At 67.8% G+C, this 19,192-nt stretch carries 16 protein-coding genes and 2 tRNA genes; 13 read left to right on the top strand and 5 right to left on the bottom strand.

Translation table 11 applies throughout. The features are described from left to right. The first annotated feature begins 54 nt into the window (after nucleotides 1–54). Together ABWV23_RS02035 and ABWV23_RS02040 are read left to right on the top strand one after the other, a co-directional pair. Nucleotides 55–966 carry a pirin family protein gene (locus tag ABWV23_RS02035; protein WP_353344401.1) on the top strand — a complete coding sequence of 304 codons (912 nt, stop codon included), beginning with the start codon at nucleotides 55–57 and terminating at the stop codon, nucleotides 964–966. 369 nt (nucleotides 967–1,335) lie between these two features. Next, entirely contained in the window at nucleotides 1,336–1,812 is a 477-nt protein-coding gene (locus ABWV23_RS02040) for a DUF922 domain-containing protein (RefSeq protein WP_353344403.1), read from the top strand. 47 nt (nucleotides 1,813–1,859) lie between these two features. Here ABWV23_RS02040 and ABWV23_RS02045 read toward each other — a convergent pair whose 3' ends face one another. Further along, nucleotides 1,860–2,447: a TetR/AcrR family transcriptional regulator gene (locus tag ABWV23_RS02045; protein WP_353344405.1), complete on the bottom strand. Its 588-nt coding sequence runs from the start codon at nucleotides 2,445–2,447 to the stop codon at nucleotides 1,860–1,862. A gap of 99 nt (nucleotides 2,448–2,546) precedes the next feature. Between ABWV23_RS02045 and ABWV23_RS02050 the strand changes: the two genes are divergently transcribed. From ABWV23_RS02050 to ABWV23_RS02085, 8 genes are all read left to right on the top strand, one after another. Beyond that, nucleotides 2,547–2,828 (top strand): hypothetical protein, encoded by a 282-nt coding sequence (locus tag ABWV23_RS02050; protein WP_353344407.1) that lies wholly within the window; start codon nucleotides 2,547–2,549, stop codon nucleotides 2,826–2,828. A 113-nt stretch (nucleotides 2,829–2,941) separates the two neighbouring features. Continuing rightward, nucleotides 2,942–4,228: a homoserine dehydrogenase gene (locus ABWV23_RS02055; protein ID WP_353344409.1), complete on the top strand. Its 1,287-nt coding sequence runs from the start codon at nucleotides 2,942–2,944 to the stop codon at nucleotides 4,226–4,228. 82 nt (nucleotides 4,229–4,310) lie between these two features. Then, the gene (glpX, locus tag ABWV23_RS02060) at nucleotides 4,311–5,282 is read left to right on the top strand and encodes a class II fructose-bisphosphatase (protein ID WP_353344411.1); all 972 of its coding nucleotides are present in this window, start codon (nucleotides 4,311–4,313) and stop codon (nucleotides 5,280–5,282) included. A gap of 106 nt (nucleotides 5,283–5,388) precedes the next feature. After that, nucleotides 5,389–7,131: a single-stranded-DNA-specific exonuclease RecJ gene (recJ, locus tag ABWV23_RS02065; protein ID WP_353344413.1), complete on the top strand. Its 1,743-nt coding sequence runs from the start codon at nucleotides 5,389–5,391 to the stop codon at nucleotides 7,129–7,131. Nucleotides 7,132–7,231: 100 nt separating this feature from the next. Continuing rightward, nucleotides 7,232–7,306 (top strand) — tRNA-Glu (locus tag ABWV23_RS02070). Between the two features lie 182 nt (nucleotides 7,307–7,488). Continuing rightward, nucleotides 7,489–8,691, top strand: a complete 1,203-nt coding sequence (locus ABWV23_RS02075) for a pyridoxal phosphate-dependent aminotransferase (protein WP_353344415.1) — start codon at nucleotides 7,489–7,491, stop codon at nucleotides 8,689–8,691. 64 nt (nucleotides 8,692–8,755) lie between these two features. Then, nucleotides 8,756–10,939 carry a thiamine pyrophosphate-dependent enzyme gene (locus ABWV23_RS02080; protein ID WP_353344417.1) on the top strand — a complete coding sequence of 728 codons (2,184 nt, stop codon included), beginning with the start codon at nucleotides 8,756–8,758 and terminating at the stop codon, nucleotides 10,937–10,939. Continuing rightward, nucleotides 10,936–11,994, top strand: a complete 1,059-nt coding sequence (locus ABWV23_RS02085; protein WP_353344419.1) for an ACP S-malonyltransferase — start codon at nucleotides 10,936–10,938, stop codon at nucleotides 11,992–11,994. Before ABWV23_RS02080 ends, ABWV23_RS02085 begins: the two co-directional genes overlap by 4 nt. Before the next feature lie 16 nt (nucleotides 11,995–12,010). Here the strand turns inward: ABWV23_RS02085 and ABWV23_RS02090 are convergent, their stop codons facing one another. Continuing rightward, on the bottom strand, nucleotides 12,011–12,901 hold the full coding sequence (locus ABWV23_RS02090) for a LysR substrate-binding domain-containing protein (RefSeq protein ID WP_353344421.1): 891 nt from the start codon (nucleotides 12,899–12,901) through the stop codon (nucleotides 12,011–12,013). Between the two features lie 2 nt (nucleotides 12,902–12,903). Further along, complete coding sequence (locus ABWV23_RS02095) at nucleotides 12,904–13,812, bottom strand: LysR substrate-binding domain-containing protein (protein ID WP_353344423.1); 909 nt, start codon at nucleotides 13,810–13,812, stop codon at nucleotides 12,904–12,906. A 150-nt stretch (nucleotides 13,813–13,962) separates the two neighbouring features. Between ABWV23_RS02095 and amaB the strand changes: the two genes are divergently transcribed. From amaB to ABWV23_RS02110, 3 genes are all read left to right on the top strand, one after another. Further along, on the top strand, nucleotides 13,963–15,489 hold the full coding sequence (amaB, locus tag ABWV23_RS02100; RefSeq protein ID WP_353344660.1) for an L-piperidine-6-carboxylate dehydrogenase: 1,527 nt from the start codon (nucleotides 13,963–13,965) through the stop codon (nucleotides 15,487–15,489). After that, nucleotides 15,479–16,756, top strand: a complete 1,278-nt coding sequence (locus ABWV23_RS02105; RefSeq protein ID WP_353344425.1) for an NAD(P)/FAD-dependent oxidoreductase — start codon at nucleotides 15,479–15,481, stop codon at nucleotides 16,754–16,756. Before amaB ends, ABWV23_RS02105 begins: the two co-directional genes overlap by 11 nt. Nucleotides 16,757–16,898: 142 nt before the next feature. Next, nucleotides 16,899–16,973 (top strand) — tRNA-Glu (locus ABWV23_RS02110). 112 nt (nucleotides 16,974–17,085) lie between these two features. On the opposite strand, the gene ABWV23_RS02115 is transcribed toward ABWV23_RS02110, so the two are convergent. Together ABWV23_RS02115 and ABWV23_RS02120 are read right to left on the bottom strand one after the other, a co-directional pair. After that, nucleotides 17,086–18,171, bottom strand: a complete 1,086-nt coding sequence (locus ABWV23_RS02115; protein ID WP_353344427.1) for a DUF1513 domain-containing protein — start codon at nucleotides 18,169–18,171, stop codon at nucleotides 17,086–17,088. A 2-nt stretch (nucleotides 18,172–18,173) separates the two neighbouring features. Next, the gene (locus ABWV23_RS02120; protein ID WP_353344429.1) at nucleotides 18,174–19,190 is read right to left on the bottom strand and encodes an imelysin family protein; all 1,017 of its coding nucleotides are present in this window, start codon (nucleotides 19,188–19,190) and stop codon (nucleotides 18,174–18,176) included. Between the last annotated feature and the right edge of the window lie 2 nt (nucleotides 19,191–19,192).

Genomic DNA, 19,192 nt, shown 5'->3' on the forward strand with positions numbered 1-19,192 from the left:
CCCGTGCCGCGCCCGGCCTATCTCTGCCTCACCGCATCAGGCAGGAGCCATCCCATGTCGCTGAGACCCACCATCGAAACCCGCCGCGCCGTCCCCGCAATGGAAGGCGCCGGGGTGAAACTGCACCGCGCCTTCGGGTTCCAGGACCCGACCGAGCTGGACCCCTTCCTGCTGTTCGACGATTTCCGCAACGAGCGCCCCGAGGATTACCTGCGCGGCTTTCCCTGGCATCCGCACCGGGGGATCGAGACCATCACCTATGTGCTCTCGGGCACGGTCGAGCATGGCGACAGCCTCGGCAACAGCGGCACGCTAGGCGCGGGCGACGTGCAATGGATGACCGCCGGATCGGGCATCCTGCACCAGGAGATGCCGAAAGGGAACGCGCAGGGCCAGATGCACGGTTTCCAGCTTTGGGGCAACCTGCCTGCGGCGCAGAAGATGACCGCGCCGCGCTACCAGGATGTGAAGGCCACCGACATCCCCGAGGTGATCGACGACGACGGCACCCGGGTGAAGGTGATCGTGGGCGAGTTTTGGGGCCGGCGCGGCCCGGTCGACGGCATCGCCGCCGATCCGCAATACCTCGACATCTTCATCCCTGCCGGGGTGAAAAAGACATTCCAGATAGACACTTACCGCCGGGCCTTCGCCTATGTCTTCAACGGGTCGGCCGGTTTCGTCGATGCCTCGGCGCCCTCGGGCGTGCTGTTGGAAAAGGAACTGGCCGGCGCCGAGGTCAATATCCGCGACCTGTCGGGCGACCGCACCCTGGTCCGCTTTGGAACCGGCGACGAGATCACCGTGCAGGCAGGACCGGAGGGCGTGCGCTTCCTGCTGATCTCGGGCGCGCCCATCGCCGAGCCGGTGGCCTGGCATGGCCCGATCGTGATGAACACGCAGGAGGAGCTGATGCAGGCGATGCGCGACCTGCGCAACGGAAATTTCATCAGACCGGCGCACTGATCCGACGAGGGCCAGTCGCGGCAGACTGGTGCCCGGGTTGCGCGGACCCGGGCAAAGTCACGAGCGGATTTTCCGGTCTCGCGATGCTGAAAATCGGCCAATGAAGCGGTAGCGCAGGTCGAAAAACCGGACGCGGGTCAAAAAGCAGGAAAAATCTGCCAAGGACTGGTATGATCACACCGTGGCCCTGGCCGCGGGAATGGCAAACGTGGTCGACGGGCACCACGCCAGGCGGGAGAAAGCCGAAAAACATGCCCGTCGGCGACGAACGCGCTCAAGGCCGATGATAAGGCCCGCAAGGCGCTGCAAGAAAAACTCAAGACCCGGAAACAGCCGGACCGCGATCCGGCCCCGCGACAGGAGGTCAGGATGAAAGTGACGCTGAAAATCCCCAAACCCGCCAGCAACAAATGGACGGTCAAGGGCAAGACCATCGAAGACCTGTTCAAGAACCTCAAAAAGCACAAGTGGTGGGGACGATACCGGTCGCATTCCGAATGTTCCTACAAGAAAAAGGACGGGGTGGTGAGCGATTTCATCCTCAAGGCCAAGCCCGAGATTATCATGCCGGTCTGGGCGAACTACTCAAAAGCCTCCAAGGAAGAGAAGAAATCTTGGGACGACATGTGGAAGGCTCTGAAAAAGCACGAGGAAAACCACCACGTGATCTTTAAAAAGGAAGCGGAAGCCTGGAAGAAGGCGATGGAAAAGGCCGGCGATCTCGACGAGGCCAAGGTGATAAAGGCCTGGAACAAGTTCGGGAAAGAGGCACAGGGCAAACAGGACGCCTATGACAAGAAATCCGATCACGGCATCAAGGAAGGGGTGATCCTGAATCAGGTCTGAAGCTGCAGCGGGCGGCCGTCCCGTCTGCATTGACCGAAAGGATGCGGTCAGGCGGCAACCGCCTTGCGCACCATGTCCCAATAGACGGTCTCGACTTCGTCCAGCGACAGCCGCCCGCCGGAACGGTACCAGGTGTTGACCCCGTTCAGCATCGCGATCACCGCCAGCGTCGCGATCTTGGTATCGGCGACGTCAAAGGCGCGCTCGGCAACGCCACGCTTGAGGATCGCCTCGAGCGCATCCTCGTAGCGCCCGCGCAGGGCGCTGATGGCGGCGTGGTTCTCGGGCGTGAGGTTGCGCAACTCCATGTAGGCGATGAACACCTCGTCCGGGCGCTCCAGGTGGAACCGGATGTGAAACCGCGTGAAGGCCTCCAGCGCGGCAACCGGCCCCTCGCCCTGCGGCCGCGTGGCCCATGTGGCGAGCAGTTCCTGCATGTGATCCTGCATCAGGCCGAACAGCAGGCTTTGCTTGTCGCGGGTGTAATTGTAGAGCGCGCCGGCCTGTACCCCCACCTCGCCTGCGATCTGGCGCATCGACACCGCCGCATAGCCATGGCGCGCAAACAGCCGCAGCGCCGCGTCCTGAATGCGCGGCCCGGTGATATCGGAATGGGAACCTGCTGTGCGTGCCATCGCCGAAAGGTTATCTGAACGCACGTTCAGAAAAAACCCCCCGCTTGCGCCTTTTGCATCGAACGGGCATGAAAGGCCACGCCTGATACCGGATTGCCCATGTTCCAGCCCTGCCGCCCCCGTGCCACCCCTGCCCGCCTGTGCCTGCTTGCCGGCGCGGTGCTGCTTGCCGCCGGCTGCAACCGGGTTCCGGCGCTGGACGCGACCCAGGGCGACAGCTTGCGCCATGCCGACTACCCGGCGTTGATCCCGCTGGAACCGGCGCTGGCCCTGCACGCAGCCGAGCCCGACAGCGCCGAGGATCTGGAGCGCCAGATGGACTGGCGCCGCGCCCGGCTGGAGGCGCGGGCGGCCCGGTTGCGCGCGGCGCAGGCAGACTGAGCGGCAAGGCAAAGGACAACGCAGGGGGCACCGCCCCGCGCCGTTGCACCGCCCAGCCGAACCGGATAAGGCACGGCGCAACATTTCGCGACAGACCGAAGGATGGATGCACGATGACGAACGTTCTGCGCCTGGGGATAGCCGGATTGGGAACGGTGGGTGTGGGCGTGGTCCGCATCCTGCGCAAACAGGCCAAGCTGCTGGAGGCGCGCACCGGGCGGCGGATCGAGATAACGGCGGTCAGCGCCCGCGACGCCGGCAAGGACCGTGGCGTCAACCTGTCGCACTACGCCTGGGAAACCGATCCGGTGGCGCTGGCCCGGCGGGATGACGTGGATATCTTCGTCGAGCTGATGGGCGGCTCCGAGGGGGCCGCCAAGGACGCGACCGAGGCGGCGCTGTCCAGCGGCAAGCACGTGGTCACCGCCAACAAGGCGCTGCTGGCGCTGCATGGCCAGGCGCTGGCCGAACAGGCCGAGGCGGCGGGGCTGTCGATCCGTTACGAGGCGGCGGTCGCCGGTGGCATCCCGGTGATCAAGTCGCTGACCGAGGGGCTTGCGGGCAACGAGATCACCCGCGTGATGGGGGTGATGAACGGCACCTGCAACTATATCCTGACCCGGATGGAGGCCACCGGGCAGGGCTACAACACCTTGTTCGAAGAGGCCGACAAGCTGGGTTATCTCGAGGCCGATCCCAACCTTGACGTGGGCGGCATCGACGCCAGCCACAAGCTGGCGATCCTGGCCTCGATCGCCTTTGGCACCAAGGTGAATTTCGACGGGGTCGAAATCGAGGGAATCCAGCGGGTGTCGCTGGAAGATATCCGCCAGGCCGCCGACATGGGCTATCGCATCAAGCTCTTGGGCGTGGCGCAACGCAGCCCGCGCGGACTGGTGCAGCGGATGCAGCCCTGCCTGGTGCCGGCCAATTCGCCGCTGGGCCAGCTCGAGGGCGGCACCAACATGGTGGTGATCGAGGGCGATGCGGTGGAACAGGTCGTGCTGCGCGGCCCCGGCGCCGGCGAAGGCCCCACCGCCAGCGCGGTCGTGGGCGACATCTGTGACTTGGCGCGCGGCTGTCACATGCCGGTGTTCGGCCAGCCCGCCATCACGCTGGAACAGGCCAAGCCCGCCCAGACCGGCCTGCCGGCGCCCTATTACCTGCGGATGTCGCTGCTGGACAAGCCCGGCGCACTGGCCAAGATCGCCAGTCTACTGGGCGAGGCCGGGATCTCGATCGACCGGATGCGCCAGTACGGCCATTCCGAATCCGCCGCCCCGGTGCTGATCGTCACCCACAAGACGACCCGCGCCGCGCTGAACCAGGCGCTCGAGGCGATGTCCGGAACCGACGTGATGGCGGGCGAGCCGGTGGCGCTTCGGATCGAGCACGTCTGAGCCCGCGCCGACGGCGGGGCCTTGCGGCCCCCGCCCCGGGCGGGGTATGCGATCCACAGGATTTCTGACACAGGATATTGCCATGACCGCCAAGGATACGAACGCCGCTTTTCAGGACCGGATGCTGTCGCTGGGCCTTGCCCGGGTGGCCGAACAAGCCGCGTTGGCCTCGGCGCCGCTGATCGGGCGCGGCGATGAAAAGGCCGCCGACCAGGCCGCCGTCAATGCCATGCGCGAACAGCTGAACAAACTGGATATCGCCGGCGTCGTGGTCATCGGCGAGGGCGAACGCGACGAGGCGCCGATGCTGTTCATCGGCGAAGAGGTGGGCACCGGCAATGGCCCGGGCGTGGATATCGCGCTCGACCCGCTCGAAGGCACCACCCTGACCGCCAAGGACATGCCCAACGCGCTGACCGTGATCGCGATGGGGCCGCGCGGCTCGATGCTGCACGCGCCGGACACCTACATGGACAAGCTCGCAATCGGCCCCGGCTTTGACGAGGGCGTCGTCACCCTGGACATGACCCCGACCCAGCGGGTCGAGGCGCTGGCCGCCGCCAAGGGCTGCAAGCCCACCGACATCACCGTCTGCATCCTCGAACGCCCGCGCCACGAGGCGATGATCGCCGAGGTGCGCGGCACCGGCGCCTCGATCCGGCTGATCACCGATGGCGATGTCGCCGGGGTGATGCATTGCGCCGAGAGCGAGCTCACCGGGATCGACATGTACATGGGCTCCGGCGGCGCCCCCGAGGGGGTGCTGGCGGCCTCGGCGCTGAAATGCATGGGCGGTCAGATCTATGGCCGGCTGCTGTTCCGCAACGACGATGAAAAGGCCCGCGCGGCCAAGGCCGGGATCACCGATCTCGACCGGATCTATACCCGCGACGAGATGGTGACGCAGGACGTGATCTTTGCTGCCACCGGGGTCACCAGCGGCACCCTGCTGCCGGGGATCAAGCGGATGCCGGGCTGGCTGGAGACGACGACTCTGCTGATGCGCTCCAAGACCGGGTCGGTGCGGCGGATGCAGTACCGGACGCCGGTCTGAACCGGGACGGACGGGATCCGCGTCGGTGCCGTCGACGTGGGCAATTTTCGCCGGATAACAGGGCCGGTCCATCCCGGGCCGGCCTTGAGACACAGGAGGTGAGCAGGTGGCATTCCTGGGGGTCGAACACTCTCTGACCGGGCGGCGCTGGACCGGGCCCTCGGTCGAGCTGGACCGCGCCTCCGAGGCGATGGCGCAGGCAACCGGCCTGCCGCGCCCGGTCTGCCAGGTGCTGGCCCGCCGCGGCGTGCCGCCGGAAGAGGCCGAGCCGTTCCTGACCCCGCACCTACGCGACCTTCTGCCCGATCCGCGCCAGATGAAGGACATGCAGGCCGCCGCCGCCCGTTTCGTCGATGCGGTCAGGCGCGGCCAGCGGATCGCGGTCTTTGCCGATTACGACGTCGACGGCGGCAGTTCGGCGGCGCTGATCCTGACCTGGTTGCGGGGGATGGGGCGCGACGCCACGCTCTATGTCCCCGACCGGATCGATGAGGGCTATGGCCCCAACGAACCGGCGATGCGCGATCTGGCGGCACGGCACGACCTGATCGTCTGCGTCGATTGCGGCACCCTCAGCCACGGACCGATCGCGGCCGCCAAGGGTGCCGACGTGATCGTGCTCGACCACCACCTGGGCGGCGAGACTCTGCCCGATTGCGTCGCCGTGGTGAATCCCAACCGTCAGGACGAGAGCGGCGACCTGGGCTATCTCTGCGCCGCCGGCGTGGTGTTCCTGATGCTGGTCGAGGCGCGGCGACAGCTGCGCGAGGGCGGCGGCGGCACCGGCCCCGACCTGATGGCGCTTCTGGACCTGGTGGCGCTGGCCACGGTGGCCGACGTGGCGCCGCTGATCGGCGCCAACCGGGCGCTGGTGCGCCAGGGGCTGCGGGTGATGGCGCAGCGCAAGCGGCCCGGGCTGGTGGCGCTCTCGGACGTGGCGCGGATGGATTCGGCGCCGAGCAGCTATCACCTGGGCTTTCTGCTGGGGCCACGGGTCAACGCCGGCGGGCGCATCGGCAAGGCCGACCTGGGCGCGCGGCTGTTATCGACGCAGGACGTGAACGAGGCCCAGTCGCTGGCCGAGCGGCTGGACCAGCTCAACACCGAGCGGCGCGAGATCGAAGAGGCGGTGCGCGCCGCCGCGATGGAACAGGCCGAGGAACGCGGTCTCGATGCGCCGCTGGTCTGGGCGGCGGGCGAGGGCTGGCACCCCGGTGTGGTGGGCATCGTCGCCTCGCGCCTGAAAGAGACCGCCAACCGCCCCGCCGTGGTGATCGGGCTGGACGGCGACGAGGGCAAGGGGTCTGGCCGCTCGGTCTCGGGGGTGGATCTCGGCGCGGCGATCCAGCGGCTGGCCGGCGAGGGGCTGCTGCTCAAGGGCGGTGGCCACAAGATGGCCGCCGGGCTGACGGTGGAGCGCAACCGGCTGGCGGAGGCGATGGCCCGCCTGTCCGACCTGCTGGCGCGGCAGGGCGCGGGCCGGGCCGGGCCCGCCGATCTGAAACTCGACGGCGCGCTGATGCCCGGCGCGGCGACGATTGACCTGATCGAGCGGATCGAACAGGCCGGCCCGTTCGGCGCCGGCGCCCCTGCCCCGCGCTTTGCCCTGCCCGATCTGCAGGTCCGCTTTGCCAAGCGCGTCGGCGCCTCGCACCTGAAGCTCTCGCTCAGCGACGGCATGCAGGGCCGGCTGGAGGCGATCGCCTTTGGCGCCTTTGACAGCGATCTCGGGCCGCGGCTGGAGGGTCACGGCGGCGCCCGGTTCCATTTTGCCGGGCGGTTGGAGATCAACACATGGGGCGGGCGGCAGAGCGTGCAGCTGCGCCTCGACGACGCCGCCGAGGCCTGAGCCGCCCTGCCGCGTGCGGCGGCGAAAAATCTGGGCTTTCGGGCCGTTTTTGTCTTGCGGGGTTCGGCGCGATTGCCTAAAGAACCGCTCACCACAGCGTGGCCCGTTCGTCTATCGGTTAGGACGCCAGGTTTTCAACCTGGAAAGAGGGGTTCGATTCCCCTACGGGCTACCACTTCTTCCCGACATGAAGGTTGATCAGGCGACCGCCCGGCGATAGCATCGGTGTGCCGGGACGGGTCGACCACGGACCGCTCCAAGTCATGACGAATCCGACGTCATTCATTCCGAAATCAGTCCTTTTCCTCACCAATCAGTACGTTATTTTCCGGACAACCTCATTCTCAGGCCCGGAACATGCTGACATCCACTCAAGCCTTTCATCCCTCCGACCGCGCGGCGTCGCTCAGCCTGTCGGAAATCGCCCTGGTATCCGAAGCGGCGGCGCGCCTGCGCGCGCAAGGCAAGCCCGTCCTCAGCTTTGGCACCGGCGAGCCCGACTTTCCCACCCCCGCCCATGTGATCGAGGCGGCGCATCAGGCGGCGCTGGACGGCAAGACCACCTATCCCGCGACCCAGGGCGTGACCGCCCTGCGAGAGGCCATCCTCACCGATGCCGGTCTGGACCATGACCCGACGCAGGTGATCGTCTCGACCGGGGCCAAGCAGGTGTTGTCGAATGCCTTTCAGGCCAGCCTGAACCCGGGCGACGAGGTGATCGTCCCCGCGCCCTACTGGACCAGCTACAAGGACATCATCGCGTTCTGCGAGGCGACCATGGTCCCGGTGCCCTGCCCGGCCGAGGCCGGTTTCCTGCTGACGCCCGAGGCGCTGGAGGCGGCGATCACCGGCAAGACCCGCTGGCTGCTGCTGAACACGCCGGGCAACCCGTCGGGCGCGATGTATTCGCGCGCGCAGCTTTCGGCGCTGGCCGAGGTGCTGCGGCGGCACCCCCATGTCTGGGTGATCGCGGACGAGATCTATCAGCACATCGCCTATCACCCCTTTACCAGCGTGCTGGAGGCCGCCCCCGACCTGGCCGACCGGACCCTGATCGTGAACGGCGTGTCCAAGGCCCATGCGATGACCGGCTGGCGCATCGGCTGGGGCATCGGTCCGGCCGGGTTGATCCGCACCATGGTCGCGATCCAGGGGCAGTCGACCTCGGGCGCCTGCTCGATCTCTCAGGCGGCGGCGCTGGCCGCCCTCACGGGGCCGCAGGATCACCTTGCCCCGCGCAACGACGCGTTTCGCGCGCGCCGCGATCTTGTCGTTGCCGCCCTCAACGACATTCCCGGCCTCGATTGCCCGACGCCCCAGGGCGCGTTCTACGTGTTTCCCGCCTGCACGGGCCTGTTCGGCAAGCGCCGCCCGGACGGCGGCGTAATCGAGGACGATGCCGGGGTCTGTGACTATCTTTTGAATGTGGCCAACGTGGCGCTGGTCCCGGGCCGCGCCTTTGGCCTGCCCGGCCATGTCCGCCTGTCCTACGCCTATGCGACGCGCGACCTGGAGGAGGGGCTGGCCCGGATCGCCTCGGCGGTGGCCGCCCTTGGCTGACCGAGAGAGCCCCCGGCCTCTCGGCCCGCAACCGACCCGCATGCCTTAAGCCAAGGAGACCCCCATGGATCGCGCAGACATCATCGACAAGGCCTTTCGGGACAAGGTCCGATCTGGCGCCCTGCCGACCGGGCAGCCCGCCACCGACGCCCTGGCGCCGCATGACGCGGTCGAGATATTTCACGCCCAGTGCCTGAGCCGAAACCTCGACCGCCGGTCACGCAAAATGCAGGCGGAAGGGCATGGATACTATACCATCGGATCGTCGGGGCATGAGGGGATGGCGGCGGTCGCGGCGGCGTTGCGTCCCGACGACATGGCCTTCCTGCATTACCGCGACGGGGCGTTCCAGACCATGCGCTCGGCCCGGGTGCCCGGCACGACGCCGGCCTGGGACATGTTGCTGAGCTTTGCCACCTCGACCGAGGATCCGATGTCGGGCGGACGTCACAAGGTGCTGGGATCGAAATCGCTGGCGATTCCGCCGCAGACCTCGACCATCGCCAGCCACCTGCCCAAGGCGGTCGGGGCGGCCTATTCCATCGGTCTTGCCAAACGTCACCGCCCCGAGCACCGGGTGCTGGCCGAGGATGGCCTCGTGATGTGCTCGTTCGGCGATGCCTCGTCGAACCATTCCACCGCGCAGGGGGCGATCAACACCGCGTGCTGGACCTCTTACCAGTCGGTGCCGCTGCCGCTGTTGTTCGTCTGCGAGGACAACGGCATCGGCATTTCCACCCGCACGCCGCAGGGCTGGGTGGCAGCGAATTACGCGCATAAGCCGGGGTTGAAGTATTTTCACGCCGACGCCCTGGATATTTACGATACCTATCGCGCCGCGCGGGACGCGGCCGAATACGTGCGCAGCCGCCGCAAACCGGCCTTTCTGCACCTGTCGATGGTGCGACTCTATGGCCACGCCGGATCGGACCTGCAGCAAGCCTATCTGAGCAAGGATATCTTCGAGGGCTGGGAGGCGGACGACCCGCTGTTGCATTCGGCGCGGCTGCTGATCGACGCCGGCGTGCTCAGCCCGGACGAGGTGCTGGCGATCTACCAGGACTGCGAAGACCGCTGCACCCGCGTCGCCGAGCAGGTGGTCACCCGGCCAAGGCTGCGCACCGCCAGCGAGGTGATGGCCTCGCTGCTCCCGCCGGCACGGGACAACACCCCCACCAACGGTCCCTCGCCCGAGGATCGCGCCTCCGCATTTGGCAGCGATCTCAAGGCCATGGCCAGCCCGCAGCCGATGAACAAGCTGCTGAACTGGGCGCTGACCGACCTGATGCTGGAACATGGTGAAATCATCATGATGGGCGAGGACGTGGGCCGCAAGGGCGGTGTCTACGGGGTAACGCAGAAACTGACCGAGCGGTTCGGACCCGACCGGATGATCGACACGCTGCTGGACGAACAGTCGATCCTGGGCCTGGCCATCGGCATGGCGCATAACGGCTTCGTCCCGATGCCCGAGATCCAGTTCCTCGCCTATCTGCACAACGCCGAGGATCAGCTCCGGGGCGAGGCCGCGACCCTGCCGTTCTTTTCCAACGGCCAGTTCACCAACCCGATGGTGGTGCGGATTGCCGGGCTGGGATACCAGAAGGGCTTTGGCGGGCATTTCCACAACGACAATTCGCTGGCGGTTCTGCGTGACATTCCCGGCGTGGTCATCGCCTGCCCGTCGCGCGGCGATGACGCGGCGATGATGATGCGCGAATGCGTGCGGCTGGCGCGCGAGGACCAGCGGGTGGTGGTGATGGTCGAACCCATCGCGCTCTATCCCATGCGCGACCTGCTGGACGCCAAGGACGGCGGCTGGATGTCCACCTATCCCGCGCCCGACCGGCGGATCGCTCTGGGCGAGGTCGGGGTCGAGGGCGACGGCCCACTGGCGCTGCTGACCTATGGCAACGGGCGATACCTGAGCACGCAGGCGGCGCATGACCTGGCCGCCGAGGGGATCGACACCCGCGTCATCGACATGCGCTGGCTGGCGCCCCTGCCCGAGGCCGGCATCCTGTCGGCGCTGGAGGGGGCGGAAAAGGTCCTGATCGTCGACGAATGCCGCAGCACCGGCAGCCAGTCCGAGGCGCTGATGGCGCTGCTGCACGAACGGTCCGACCTGCCGCACGCCCGCATCGCCGCCGAAGACAGCTTCATCGCCACCGGCCCGGCCTATGCCGCCACCATGCCGTCGCGCGAGAGCATCGCCGAGGCCGCCCGCACCCTGTGGAGCGCAACATGAAACAGACCGCCGTCGTCGTCGCGCCGGGGCGCGGCACCTACAACCGCGAAGAGCTGGGATATTTCGCGCGACACCACCCGGACAAGTCCCGCCTGATGGCGCAGTTCGACGATTTCCGCCGGCAGGCCGGGCAAGAGCCACTGTCCGCACTGGATGGCGCCGAGCAATACGCGGGCGCGACATTCACCCGGGGCGACAATGCCTCGGGGCTGATCTATGCCTGCGCCTACGCGGATTTCCTGTCGATCGACCGCACGCGCTTTGACATCCTGGCGGTCACCGGCAACTCCATGGGGTGGTATATCGCGCTGGCCTGCGCCGGCGCGCTGGATGCCATGGACGGGCTGAACGTGGTCAACACCATGGGCACGCTGATGCACCGGAACATGATCGGCGGGCAGCTGATCTATCCCTTCGTCGACGAGAACTGGGTGCCGATCCCCGGACGGCGCGCCGAGATCGAGACCCGGATCGCCGAGATCGACCGCCGCGCCGGGCATGTCCTGGGGCTGTCGATCGACCTGGGCGGCATGCTGGTTCTGGCCGGCAATGCCGAGGGGCTGGCCGCCTTCGAAGCCGAGATGCCAAAGGTCCAGTCCCGGTATCCGATGCGCCTGCCCGGCCATGCGGGGTTTCACACCGCGCTGCAGGCCCCGGTCGCCGCCGCCGGACAGGCCCGCTTGGGCCCCGAACTGTTCGACACCCCCGACATTGCGTTGATCGACGGGCGCGGCGCCGTTTGGCGGCCGAAATCCAGCGATCCCGCGCGCCTGCGCGCCTATACCCTGGGCCACCAGGTGACCGAGCCCTATGATTTCACCGCCGCCATCCGCGTCGCCGCCCGCGACCTGATGCCCGATGTCTTCATCGTGCTGGGGCCAGGCACCACGCTGGGCGGGGCAACGGCGCAGAGCCTGCTGTCGTGTCACTGGCGCGGATGGCGGGACAAGGCCGGCTTCCAGGCCGCCCAGCAAGAGCATCCCCGTCTGCTGGCGATGGGACGTCCCGATCAACGGGCTTTGGTCACCGCTCCCCCGGGCGGACGGACGGCGTGACGTACGCGCGCCCGGCTTACTGCCGGGCGGCTTGTCGGAGCACCCAGCCCTCGAAGGCCTCGGCCGGCTCGGAAAGGCGCCCGACCGGCCGCACCAGGTAATAGCTCTGCCCGGTGGTCACCTCCGGGCCACCCAGCCGGACAAGCTCGCCGCTGGCGAGTTCCCGTTCCACCATCTGCATCGGCACGATCGCGGCGCCCAGCGAGGCGATCGCGGCCGAGATCACCATCGAGTGCTGATCGAAATACCGCCCCTCGAGCGGCGCGGCGCGGTCTATTCCGGCCTGCGCCATCCAGTCCGGCCAGGCGTTGGTTCGGCTGGCCAGATGCAGGACCGGCGCGTCGGACAGGTTGCGCAGGTCCGCGCCCAGACCATGGGCCTCACGGAACCGTGGCGAACAGACCGGCGCCACCTTTTCCCCGAACAGATGGTGCATCCGGGTTCCCGGCCAATTCTCGCCACCATAGTGGAAGGCAAGATCAAGCGGCTCGCGCTCGAAATCGAACGGCACCAGCCGGGTGGACAGGGACAGTTCGATATCGGGATGCTCCGCCAGGAAATCCGGCAGGCGCGGGATCAGCCAGAGGTTGGCAAAGGTCGGCAGGATGCCGATGGACAGGGTGGTTTTCCGCGCCCCGCCGGCCACCGCCTCCTGCACGGTCTTGCGCAGCCCGCCCAGATCGGCGGACAGGTTCTCTGCGAACCGCCGCCCGGCTTCGGTCAGGGCGACGCCACGCCCGACCCGCTGGAACATGTCGAATCCCAGGTCCGCCTCAAGCTCTCGGATCTTCTTGCTGACCGCGCTTTGGGTCATGCCCATGTCCTCGGCGGCGATGGTAAAACTCTCGTGCCGCGCGGCGCTCTCGAAACACCGCAGGTGGGTCAGGCTCGGAAGGCGAATGGACATCCCTACTCCCTCCTCGCCCGCGCATCCTGTCCGACCTGGTCCCGCAACCAGTCGCGGAAGCGCGCCAGCGCGGCACCGCCGGCCTCGGCCTCCGGCCAGACCAGGAAATATTCCCCCAGCGAGGTCGCCGCCCCCTCCATCGCAAGGCACAGGCGGCCCTGCGCGATCTCGTCCTCGGCCAGAAAGGTGGGCAGAAGCGCGATCCCCAACCCGTGCACGGCGGCCTGCGTCATGGTCGAGGACTGGTCGAACAGCATCCCCTCCAGCTTGGACACCTCGACCCCGTGCAGGCCGAACCATTGCTCCCACGAGTCGGGATGCGAATCGAGGTGCAGCAGCGGATAACCCAACAGCCCCTCGGGGCGCGAAAGCGGCGCCTCGAGCAGCCCCGGCGCGCAGACCGGCAGCACGTATTTCGGCATCAACGGCAGGTACTCGACACCGGCCCAGTCGCGGGCGCCGTAATGGATCGCCGCCTGCGCCTGGCTGGTGTCAAAGCTGAACGGCAGGTTGTGGGTTTGCAGGTTGATGGTGATGTCGGGATTCCGGCTGACAAAGTCCTTCAGGCGTGGCGCCAGCCAGTTCAGGCCGAAGGCCGGCAGGATCGACAGGTTCAGCCCGCCGCCCCGCGGATTGGCGCGCAGCTTGATCGAGGCCTGCGCCAGCCGCCCCAGCAGGAACCGCGCCTCGCGCGCGAACTCGGCCCCCGAGGGCGTCAGGTGCAACCGCATCTGGTCGCGCGAAATCAGGTCGACGCCCATCTGGGCCTCGAGTTGCTTCAACTGGTGGCTGACCGCGCTTTGCGTCAGCGACAGGTCCTCGGCGGCGGCCGAGGCACTGCCGAGGCGGTCCACCGCCTCAAGCGCCAGCAAGGACGAGATGGAGGGCAGGAATCGACGTTGTGCAATCATACAAGTATTCCTCATGCAATACGGATTTTGTTTCAATAGGAATCCTACGCCGGCCATGAGACGATGCCGGCCAATCCAACACTGTCGGGCCATTCCCGCGATCCCCTTGGATCTCCGGGCGCCATGATGAAAGGAAAGCTCATGACTCATATGGATACATCGACACCCGCCACGCCGTCGCACGCCGAGACCCTCGCGGCCTCGGGCCTGACCGAAGCCGAGTTGAACGCCGGGCCGCTGGAGGTCTTCACCCCCATCGACGGCAGCCGCATCGCCAGCCTCGCCCCCCACAGCGTCGCAGAGGCCGAGGCGCAGATCGCCAGCGCGAAAGAGACGTTCAAAAAGTGGCGCATGGTGCCCGCCCCGCGCCGGGGCGAATTGGTCCGCCTGCTGGGCGAGGAGTTGCGCCGGGAGAAGGAAAACCTCGGCCGCCTGGTCACCCTGGAATGCGGCAAGATCCTGCAGGAGGGCTTGGGCGAGGTGCAGGAGATGATCGACATCTGCGACTTTGCCGTCGGCCTGTCGCGCCAGCTGTACGGGCTGACCATCGCCAGCGAGCGCCCCGGCCATGCCATGCGCGAAACTTGGCACCCGATGGGCACCTGCGGCGTGATCACCGCCTTCAACTTCCCGGTGGCGCCGTGGTGCTGGAACGCGGCGCTGGCGCTGGTCTGTGGCGACCCGGTAATCTGGAAGCCGTCGGAAAAAACCCCGCTGACCGCCCTCGCGGTCCAGAAGATCTGCGACCGCGTGATGGATCAATTCGGTGCGGATGCACCCAGCGGCCTGATCCAGACCCTGATCGGGGATCGTGACCTGGGCGAGGCGATGACCGCCTCGCGCGACGTGGCCATCATCTCGGCCACCGGGTCGGTGCCGATGGGTCGCGCCGTCGCCGGCGACATGGCCGGGCGGCTGGGCCGCACCATCCTGGAACTGGGCGGCAACAACGCGATGATCGTCGCCCCCTCGGCCGACCTGGAAATGGCCCTGCGTGCCATCGTGTTCTCGGCGGTGGGCACCGCCGGCCAGCGCTGCACCAGCCTGCGCCGCCTGATCGTGCACGATGACGTCTATGACGCGCTGATCCCGCGCCTGGTCAAGGCCTATGAGGGGCTCCCCGTCGGTGATCCGCTGGCGGCAGGCACGCTGGTTGGCCCGCTGATCGACCAGGGCGCGATGGCCGCCATGGACCGCGCGCTGGACCAGGCCCGCACCGAGGGCGGCACCGTGCATGGCGGTGGGCAGATCCTGGCCGAGAGCCACCCCAAGGCCGCCTATGTCCGCCCGGCCATCGTCGAGATGCCGTCGCAATCCGCGATCATGCATCACGAGACCTTTGCGCCGATCCTCTATGTCGTGAAATACAGCGACCTGGAGGATGCGATCGAGATGCAGAACGCGGTTCCGCAGGGTCTGAGTTCCTGCATCTTCTCGACAGATCTGCGCGAGACCGAGTATTTCCTCTCGGCAGCCGGGTCCGATTGCGGTATCGCCAACGTCAATATCGGCCCCTCGGGCGCGGAAATCGGCGGCGCCTTTGGCGGCGAAAAGGAAACCGGCGGCGGCCGCGAAAGCGGGTCCGACGCCTGGAAGGGTTACATGCGGCGGCAGACCAACACGGTGAACTACTCGCGCGAGCTGCCCTTGGCACAGGGGATCAAATTTGACATCTGACTTGTCTGACAGCCTCTGGCACGACACCAGCGGCGAAACGGTGGACGCCCCCGAGTTGATCGGGGACGTCCAGGCCGACCTCGTGGTGATCGGCGGTGGCTATACCGGCCTGTCCGCGGCGCTGCACGCGGCCATGGACGGGGCTTCGGTCTGCCTGGTCGAGGCCGAGGAATTCGGCGCCGGCGGATCTGGGCGGAACGTCGGGCTGGCCAATGCCGGCCTCTGGCTGCCGCCCGAGGACATCGACGCCCGGATGGGCAAGGCGGCGGGCGCGCGCCTCTCTGACGTGCTGTCCGGGGCGCCGGACATGGTCTATGGCCTGATCGACACTTTCGACATCGCCTGCGAACCGGTCCGCAACGGCACGATGCATTGTGCCCATGCGCCGCGCGGAATGAAGGACCTGGAGAATCGCCACCGGCAACTGGCCGACCGCGGGGCGCCTGTCCAGCTCTTGTCGCGCGACGAAGCCGTGGCGCGGGTGGGATCGGAGCAGGTGCACGGCGCCCTCTTCGACCCGCGCGCGGGAACCATTCACCCACTCGCCTATGCCAAGGGGCTGGCCCGCGCCGCCATCAAGGCCGGCGCCCGGCTGCATGAGGCCACCCCGGCCCTGACCGTCGACAAATCCGGCAAGGACTGGCACGTCACCACCCCGAGGGGGCGTGTCATCGCCCGCCACATGATTCTGGCGACCAACGGCTATACCAAGCCGGTCAAGGGGCTGAAGGCGCCAAGGATCGTCCCGGTCCACTATTTCCAGGCCGCGACCGATCCGCTGTCCGACGCCGACCTGGAGCGCATCCTGCCCGGCAAGGAGGGCTGCTGGGACACCGCGCTGGTCATGTCGTCGTGGCGGCTGGACCAGGCCGGGCGGCTGATCATCGGCGGCATGGGGGAGTTGGGGCATATCGCCGATTCTGCCCACCGGAACTGGCTGGATCGCAAACTGGCCCGGATGTTCCCCGCGATTGCCGGAACGCCGCTGCGGCAGCTCTGGTTCGGGCGGATCGCGATGACGGCGGAATACCTGCCCAAGATCCTGGCGCTGGACCCGACCGGGTTGGTCAGCTTCGGCTATTCCGGGCGCGGCATCTGCCCCGGCACGATCTTTGGCGAACGCATGGCGCGGGCGCTGCTGAGCGGGGATTTCGCCGGGTTGCCCACCGATCCCGTCACCGACCACAGCCTGCCCTTCGCCGGGCTGCGCCAAGCCTATTACGAAACCGGCGCGACGATGACCCACCTGGTCAAGGACCGGATCTAGAACCGGAAAAACGCCTGCCGGGGCCCGCATGAAGGCCCCCGGCGGGCGCGTTGCCGGAAAGACGCGGCGAAGCGCGAAATTTCTGCCTGCGCCCTCTTGCGTCCCGCCGCGCAATTGCCTAGTCAGGCGCTCACCACAGCGTGGCCCGTTCGTCTATCGGTTAGGACGCCAGGTTTTCAACCTGGAAAGAGGGGTTCGATTCCCCTACGGGCTACCAGTGGTTTTCCCCTCACTATCCGGCATCGACTTCTGCGGGTGATCCGCGCCGAACCGCCGTGCGGATCGGGGAATTTTCGCCCGGAATCGTACAATCGGCCCGAAGGCCGGTTTCACACCGCCGAGAGCGGCACCAGGTGGTTGTCCCAGCGCACCTCGGCGCGGGTGATCGCGGTGGCCCCCTCGGCGCCCATCCGCGCCAGTTGCCCGGTCCCGGACGAGAGCAGGAAGCCCCCCGGCGCCGCACCAAGGCCGCAGACATCCTCTATCGCCAGGCTGTGCGCCAGCGCGCCGGTTTCCGCGTCAAAGGCCTGCACCCTCCCCCCGCGCGGCGAGGAGACCGCCAGCAGGCTGCCATCGCCGGAGAAGGCCACGCTGCCGCCATAGCCGTTCATCTGTCCGGCAATCCCGTCCGCGCCGCCAAGCAGGCGTGCGGCCCCGCCCCGGCGATGGGTTCCCAGAACGGGGGGCAGATCGCCCTGCCCGCCCTGCCACTGCATCGCGAATCCCACCAGCCCGTCGGCGCGCAGGTCGAGGTGGCGGATCGAGTTCATGTGCAGTGTGGGGGAAAGTTCGACCAGCTCCCGCAGTTCGCCCTCAAGGCCCAGGTAGGCCAGGTTGGGTTGCATCACCGGGATGTTCAGCTTGGCCCGCCCGCTGTCGGGGTGGGTCTCGATGCCGCCGTTGGCGATCACCAGCGTCTCGCCATCGGGCATAAGGCGGATGTCATGCGGGCCGACCCCCTGCGAGGCGAACTCGCCCAGCCGCCGGTAGCCCGCCGGCACGTCCCAGACCCCGATCACCCCGACAGCGGCGTCGTAATCGTTCTCGGAGGTGAACAGCAGAGATCCGTCGCGGGAAAACACCCCGTGCCCGTAGAAATGCCGCCCCGGGGGTGCCGACAGTTCGGCCACGGTCCGACCGGTGACGCAGTCGAGCACGAAGGCGAAGGTGCCCGGGCGCCGGGCAAAGCCCACCGCCTGCGCTCGATGCGGGTGGGCGGCGGCGGCATGGCCGCGCCCAGGGATCGGTTGGCGAAAGAGGATGCTGCCATCACCCGCCAGCCCGTAGAGCGCATGCGCCCCGTCCGCCCCCTGCCCCGCCGAGAGGTAGTCGGGCGCGCCGGCGTCGGCCCATGTCGCCGCCGGTGCCAGCCCCGTGGCCAGCATCCCCACCAGAAATCCGCGCCGCGATGTCATGATCAGTCTCCGTCCAGTGAATTGAACCCGGCCGCGACACCCAGCGCCGGGCCGAGGTTCTGGCTGGCCTCGGTGCGGATCGCCGCGATGGCCTGTTGCAGCACCTCGACCCGCAGCCGTCCCTGCGGCGTGGCAACCCCGGCAAAGACCGGATCGTCGAGCTTGGCGGCGCGGTCCAGCGCGATGTCAAAGGCATGGTCCAGCCGCGCGGCAAGATCCGCCTCTCCGACGGCAAGACGGGCCGCGAGATCGCGCAGCGCGGTGAGCGAGACCACCACGTGGTGAAGCGACCGCCCCGACCGGCGCGCCTCGGCCCGCAGCGGGCGCGGCTTGCCCACCTGACCCATCGGGCGACCGAGCCGCAGGTCGGCGTTGATCTCCAGCCCAGTGGTCAGCGCCTTGAAGAATTCCTGCAGGACCTCCGCGTCACTCTGATAAGGGCCGTCGGGACCCGGCGCGCGCATCAGCCCGGCGTAATTGTCCTGCCAGTCGCGGGACAGATCGGCGGCGGTCACGGCGATGTCGCCGGTAATGGCCCGGGTCAGCGCACAGCGATAGGTCTCACTGCCCAGGGTGACGGTCTCGGGATCATAGAGCAGCAGTTCCAACGCGTAGAACCCGCGCCCGGCAATCGAGACGGTGGCAAAGCCCTCGGCGGTTTCGACCACCGGATCTTCGCCGGCGATCATGCTGCGCAGGGTCTTGGGCGTCATGCCGCGCGTATCCGGCCAGAAGGCCAGCGAAAAGCCGCGCGCCTGCGTTTCGGCGGGGCCAAAGCGCAGGTGGCTGACCGCGATCCAGGCGTCGAAGGCGGTGCCATAGGCCGCGCGCAGCGCCGCGTTCTCCGCCGTGCAGTCGGCGCGGGCGGCGGCATCGAGCGCGGTGGCGTTCTCGGCCAGCTTCTGCATCCCCGGCAGCACGTGGTGATCGAGAATGTCTTCGGTCTTGGTCCCCGCCTGCGCGGTGAGCGCGCTCAGCGTGAGGGCCCCGGTGACGAGGGCGGAAAAGAGGAATCGCATGG

The sequence above is a fragment of the Aquicoccus sp. SU-CL01552 genome (genome assembly GCF_040365005.1).
Classification (GTDB): Bacteria; Pseudomonadota; Alphaproteobacteria; order Rhodobacterales; family Rhodobacteraceae; genus Antarcticimicrobium.

What these genes read in the sequence shown, in the direction of transcription:
- ABWV23_RS02035 (WP_353344401.1), top strand. Translation starts at nt 55, where the DNA reads ATGTCGCTGAGACCCACCATCGAAACCCGCCGCGCCGTCCCCGCAATG.
- ABWV23_RS02040 (WP_353344403.1), top strand. Translation starts at nt 1,336, where the DNA reads ATGAAAGTGACGCTGAAAATCCCCAAACCCGCCAGCAACAAATGGACG.
- ABWV23_RS02045 (WP_353344405.1), bottom strand. Translation starts at nt 2,447, where the DNA reads ATGGCACGCACAGCAGGTTCCCATTCCGATATCACCGGGCCGCGCATT.
- ABWV23_RS02050 (WP_353344407.1), top strand. Translation starts at nt 2,547, where the DNA reads ATGTTCCAGCCCTGCCGCCCCCGTGCCACCCCTGCCCGCCTGTGCCTG.
- ABWV23_RS02055 (WP_353344409.1), top strand. Translation starts at nt 2,942, where the DNA reads ATGACGAACGTTCTGCGCCTGGGGATAGCCGGATTGGGAACGGTGGGT.
- glpX (WP_353344411.1), top strand. Translation starts at nt 4,311, where the DNA reads ATGACCGCCAAGGATACGAACGCCGCTTTTCAGGACCGGATGCTGTCG.
- ABWV23_RS02075 (WP_353344415.1), top strand. Translation starts at nt 7,489, where the DNA reads ATGCTGACATCCACTCAAGCCTTTCATCCCTCCGACCGCGCGGCGTCG.
- ABWV23_RS02080 (WP_353344417.1), top strand. Translation starts at nt 8,756, where the DNA reads ATGGATCGCGCAGACATCATCGACAAGGCCTTTCGGGACAAGGTCCGA.
- ABWV23_RS02085 (WP_353344419.1), top strand. Translation starts at nt 10,936, where the DNA reads ATGAAACAGACCGCCGTCGTCGTCGCGCCGGGGCGCGGCACCTACAAC.
- ABWV23_RS02090 (WP_353344421.1), bottom strand. Translation starts at nt 12,901, where the DNA reads ATGTCCATTCGCCTTCCGAGCCTGACCCACCTGCGGTGTTTCGAGAGC.
- ABWV23_RS02095 (WP_353344423.1), bottom strand. Translation starts at nt 13,812, where the DNA reads ATGATTGCACAACGTCGATTCCTGCCCTCCATCTCGTCCTTGCTGGCG.
- amaB (WP_353344660.1), top strand. Translation starts at nt 13,963, where the DNA reads ATGGATACATCGACACCCGCCACGCCGTCGCACGCCGAGACCCTCGCG.
- ABWV23_RS02115 (WP_353344427.1), bottom strand. Translation starts at nt 18,171, where the DNA reads ATGACATCGCGGCGCGGATTTCTGGTGGGGATGCTGGCCACGGGGCTG.
- ABWV23_RS02120 (WP_353344429.1), bottom strand. Translation starts at nt 19,190, where the DNA reads ATGCGATTCCTCTTTTCCGCCCTCGTCACCGGGGCCCTCACGCTGAGC.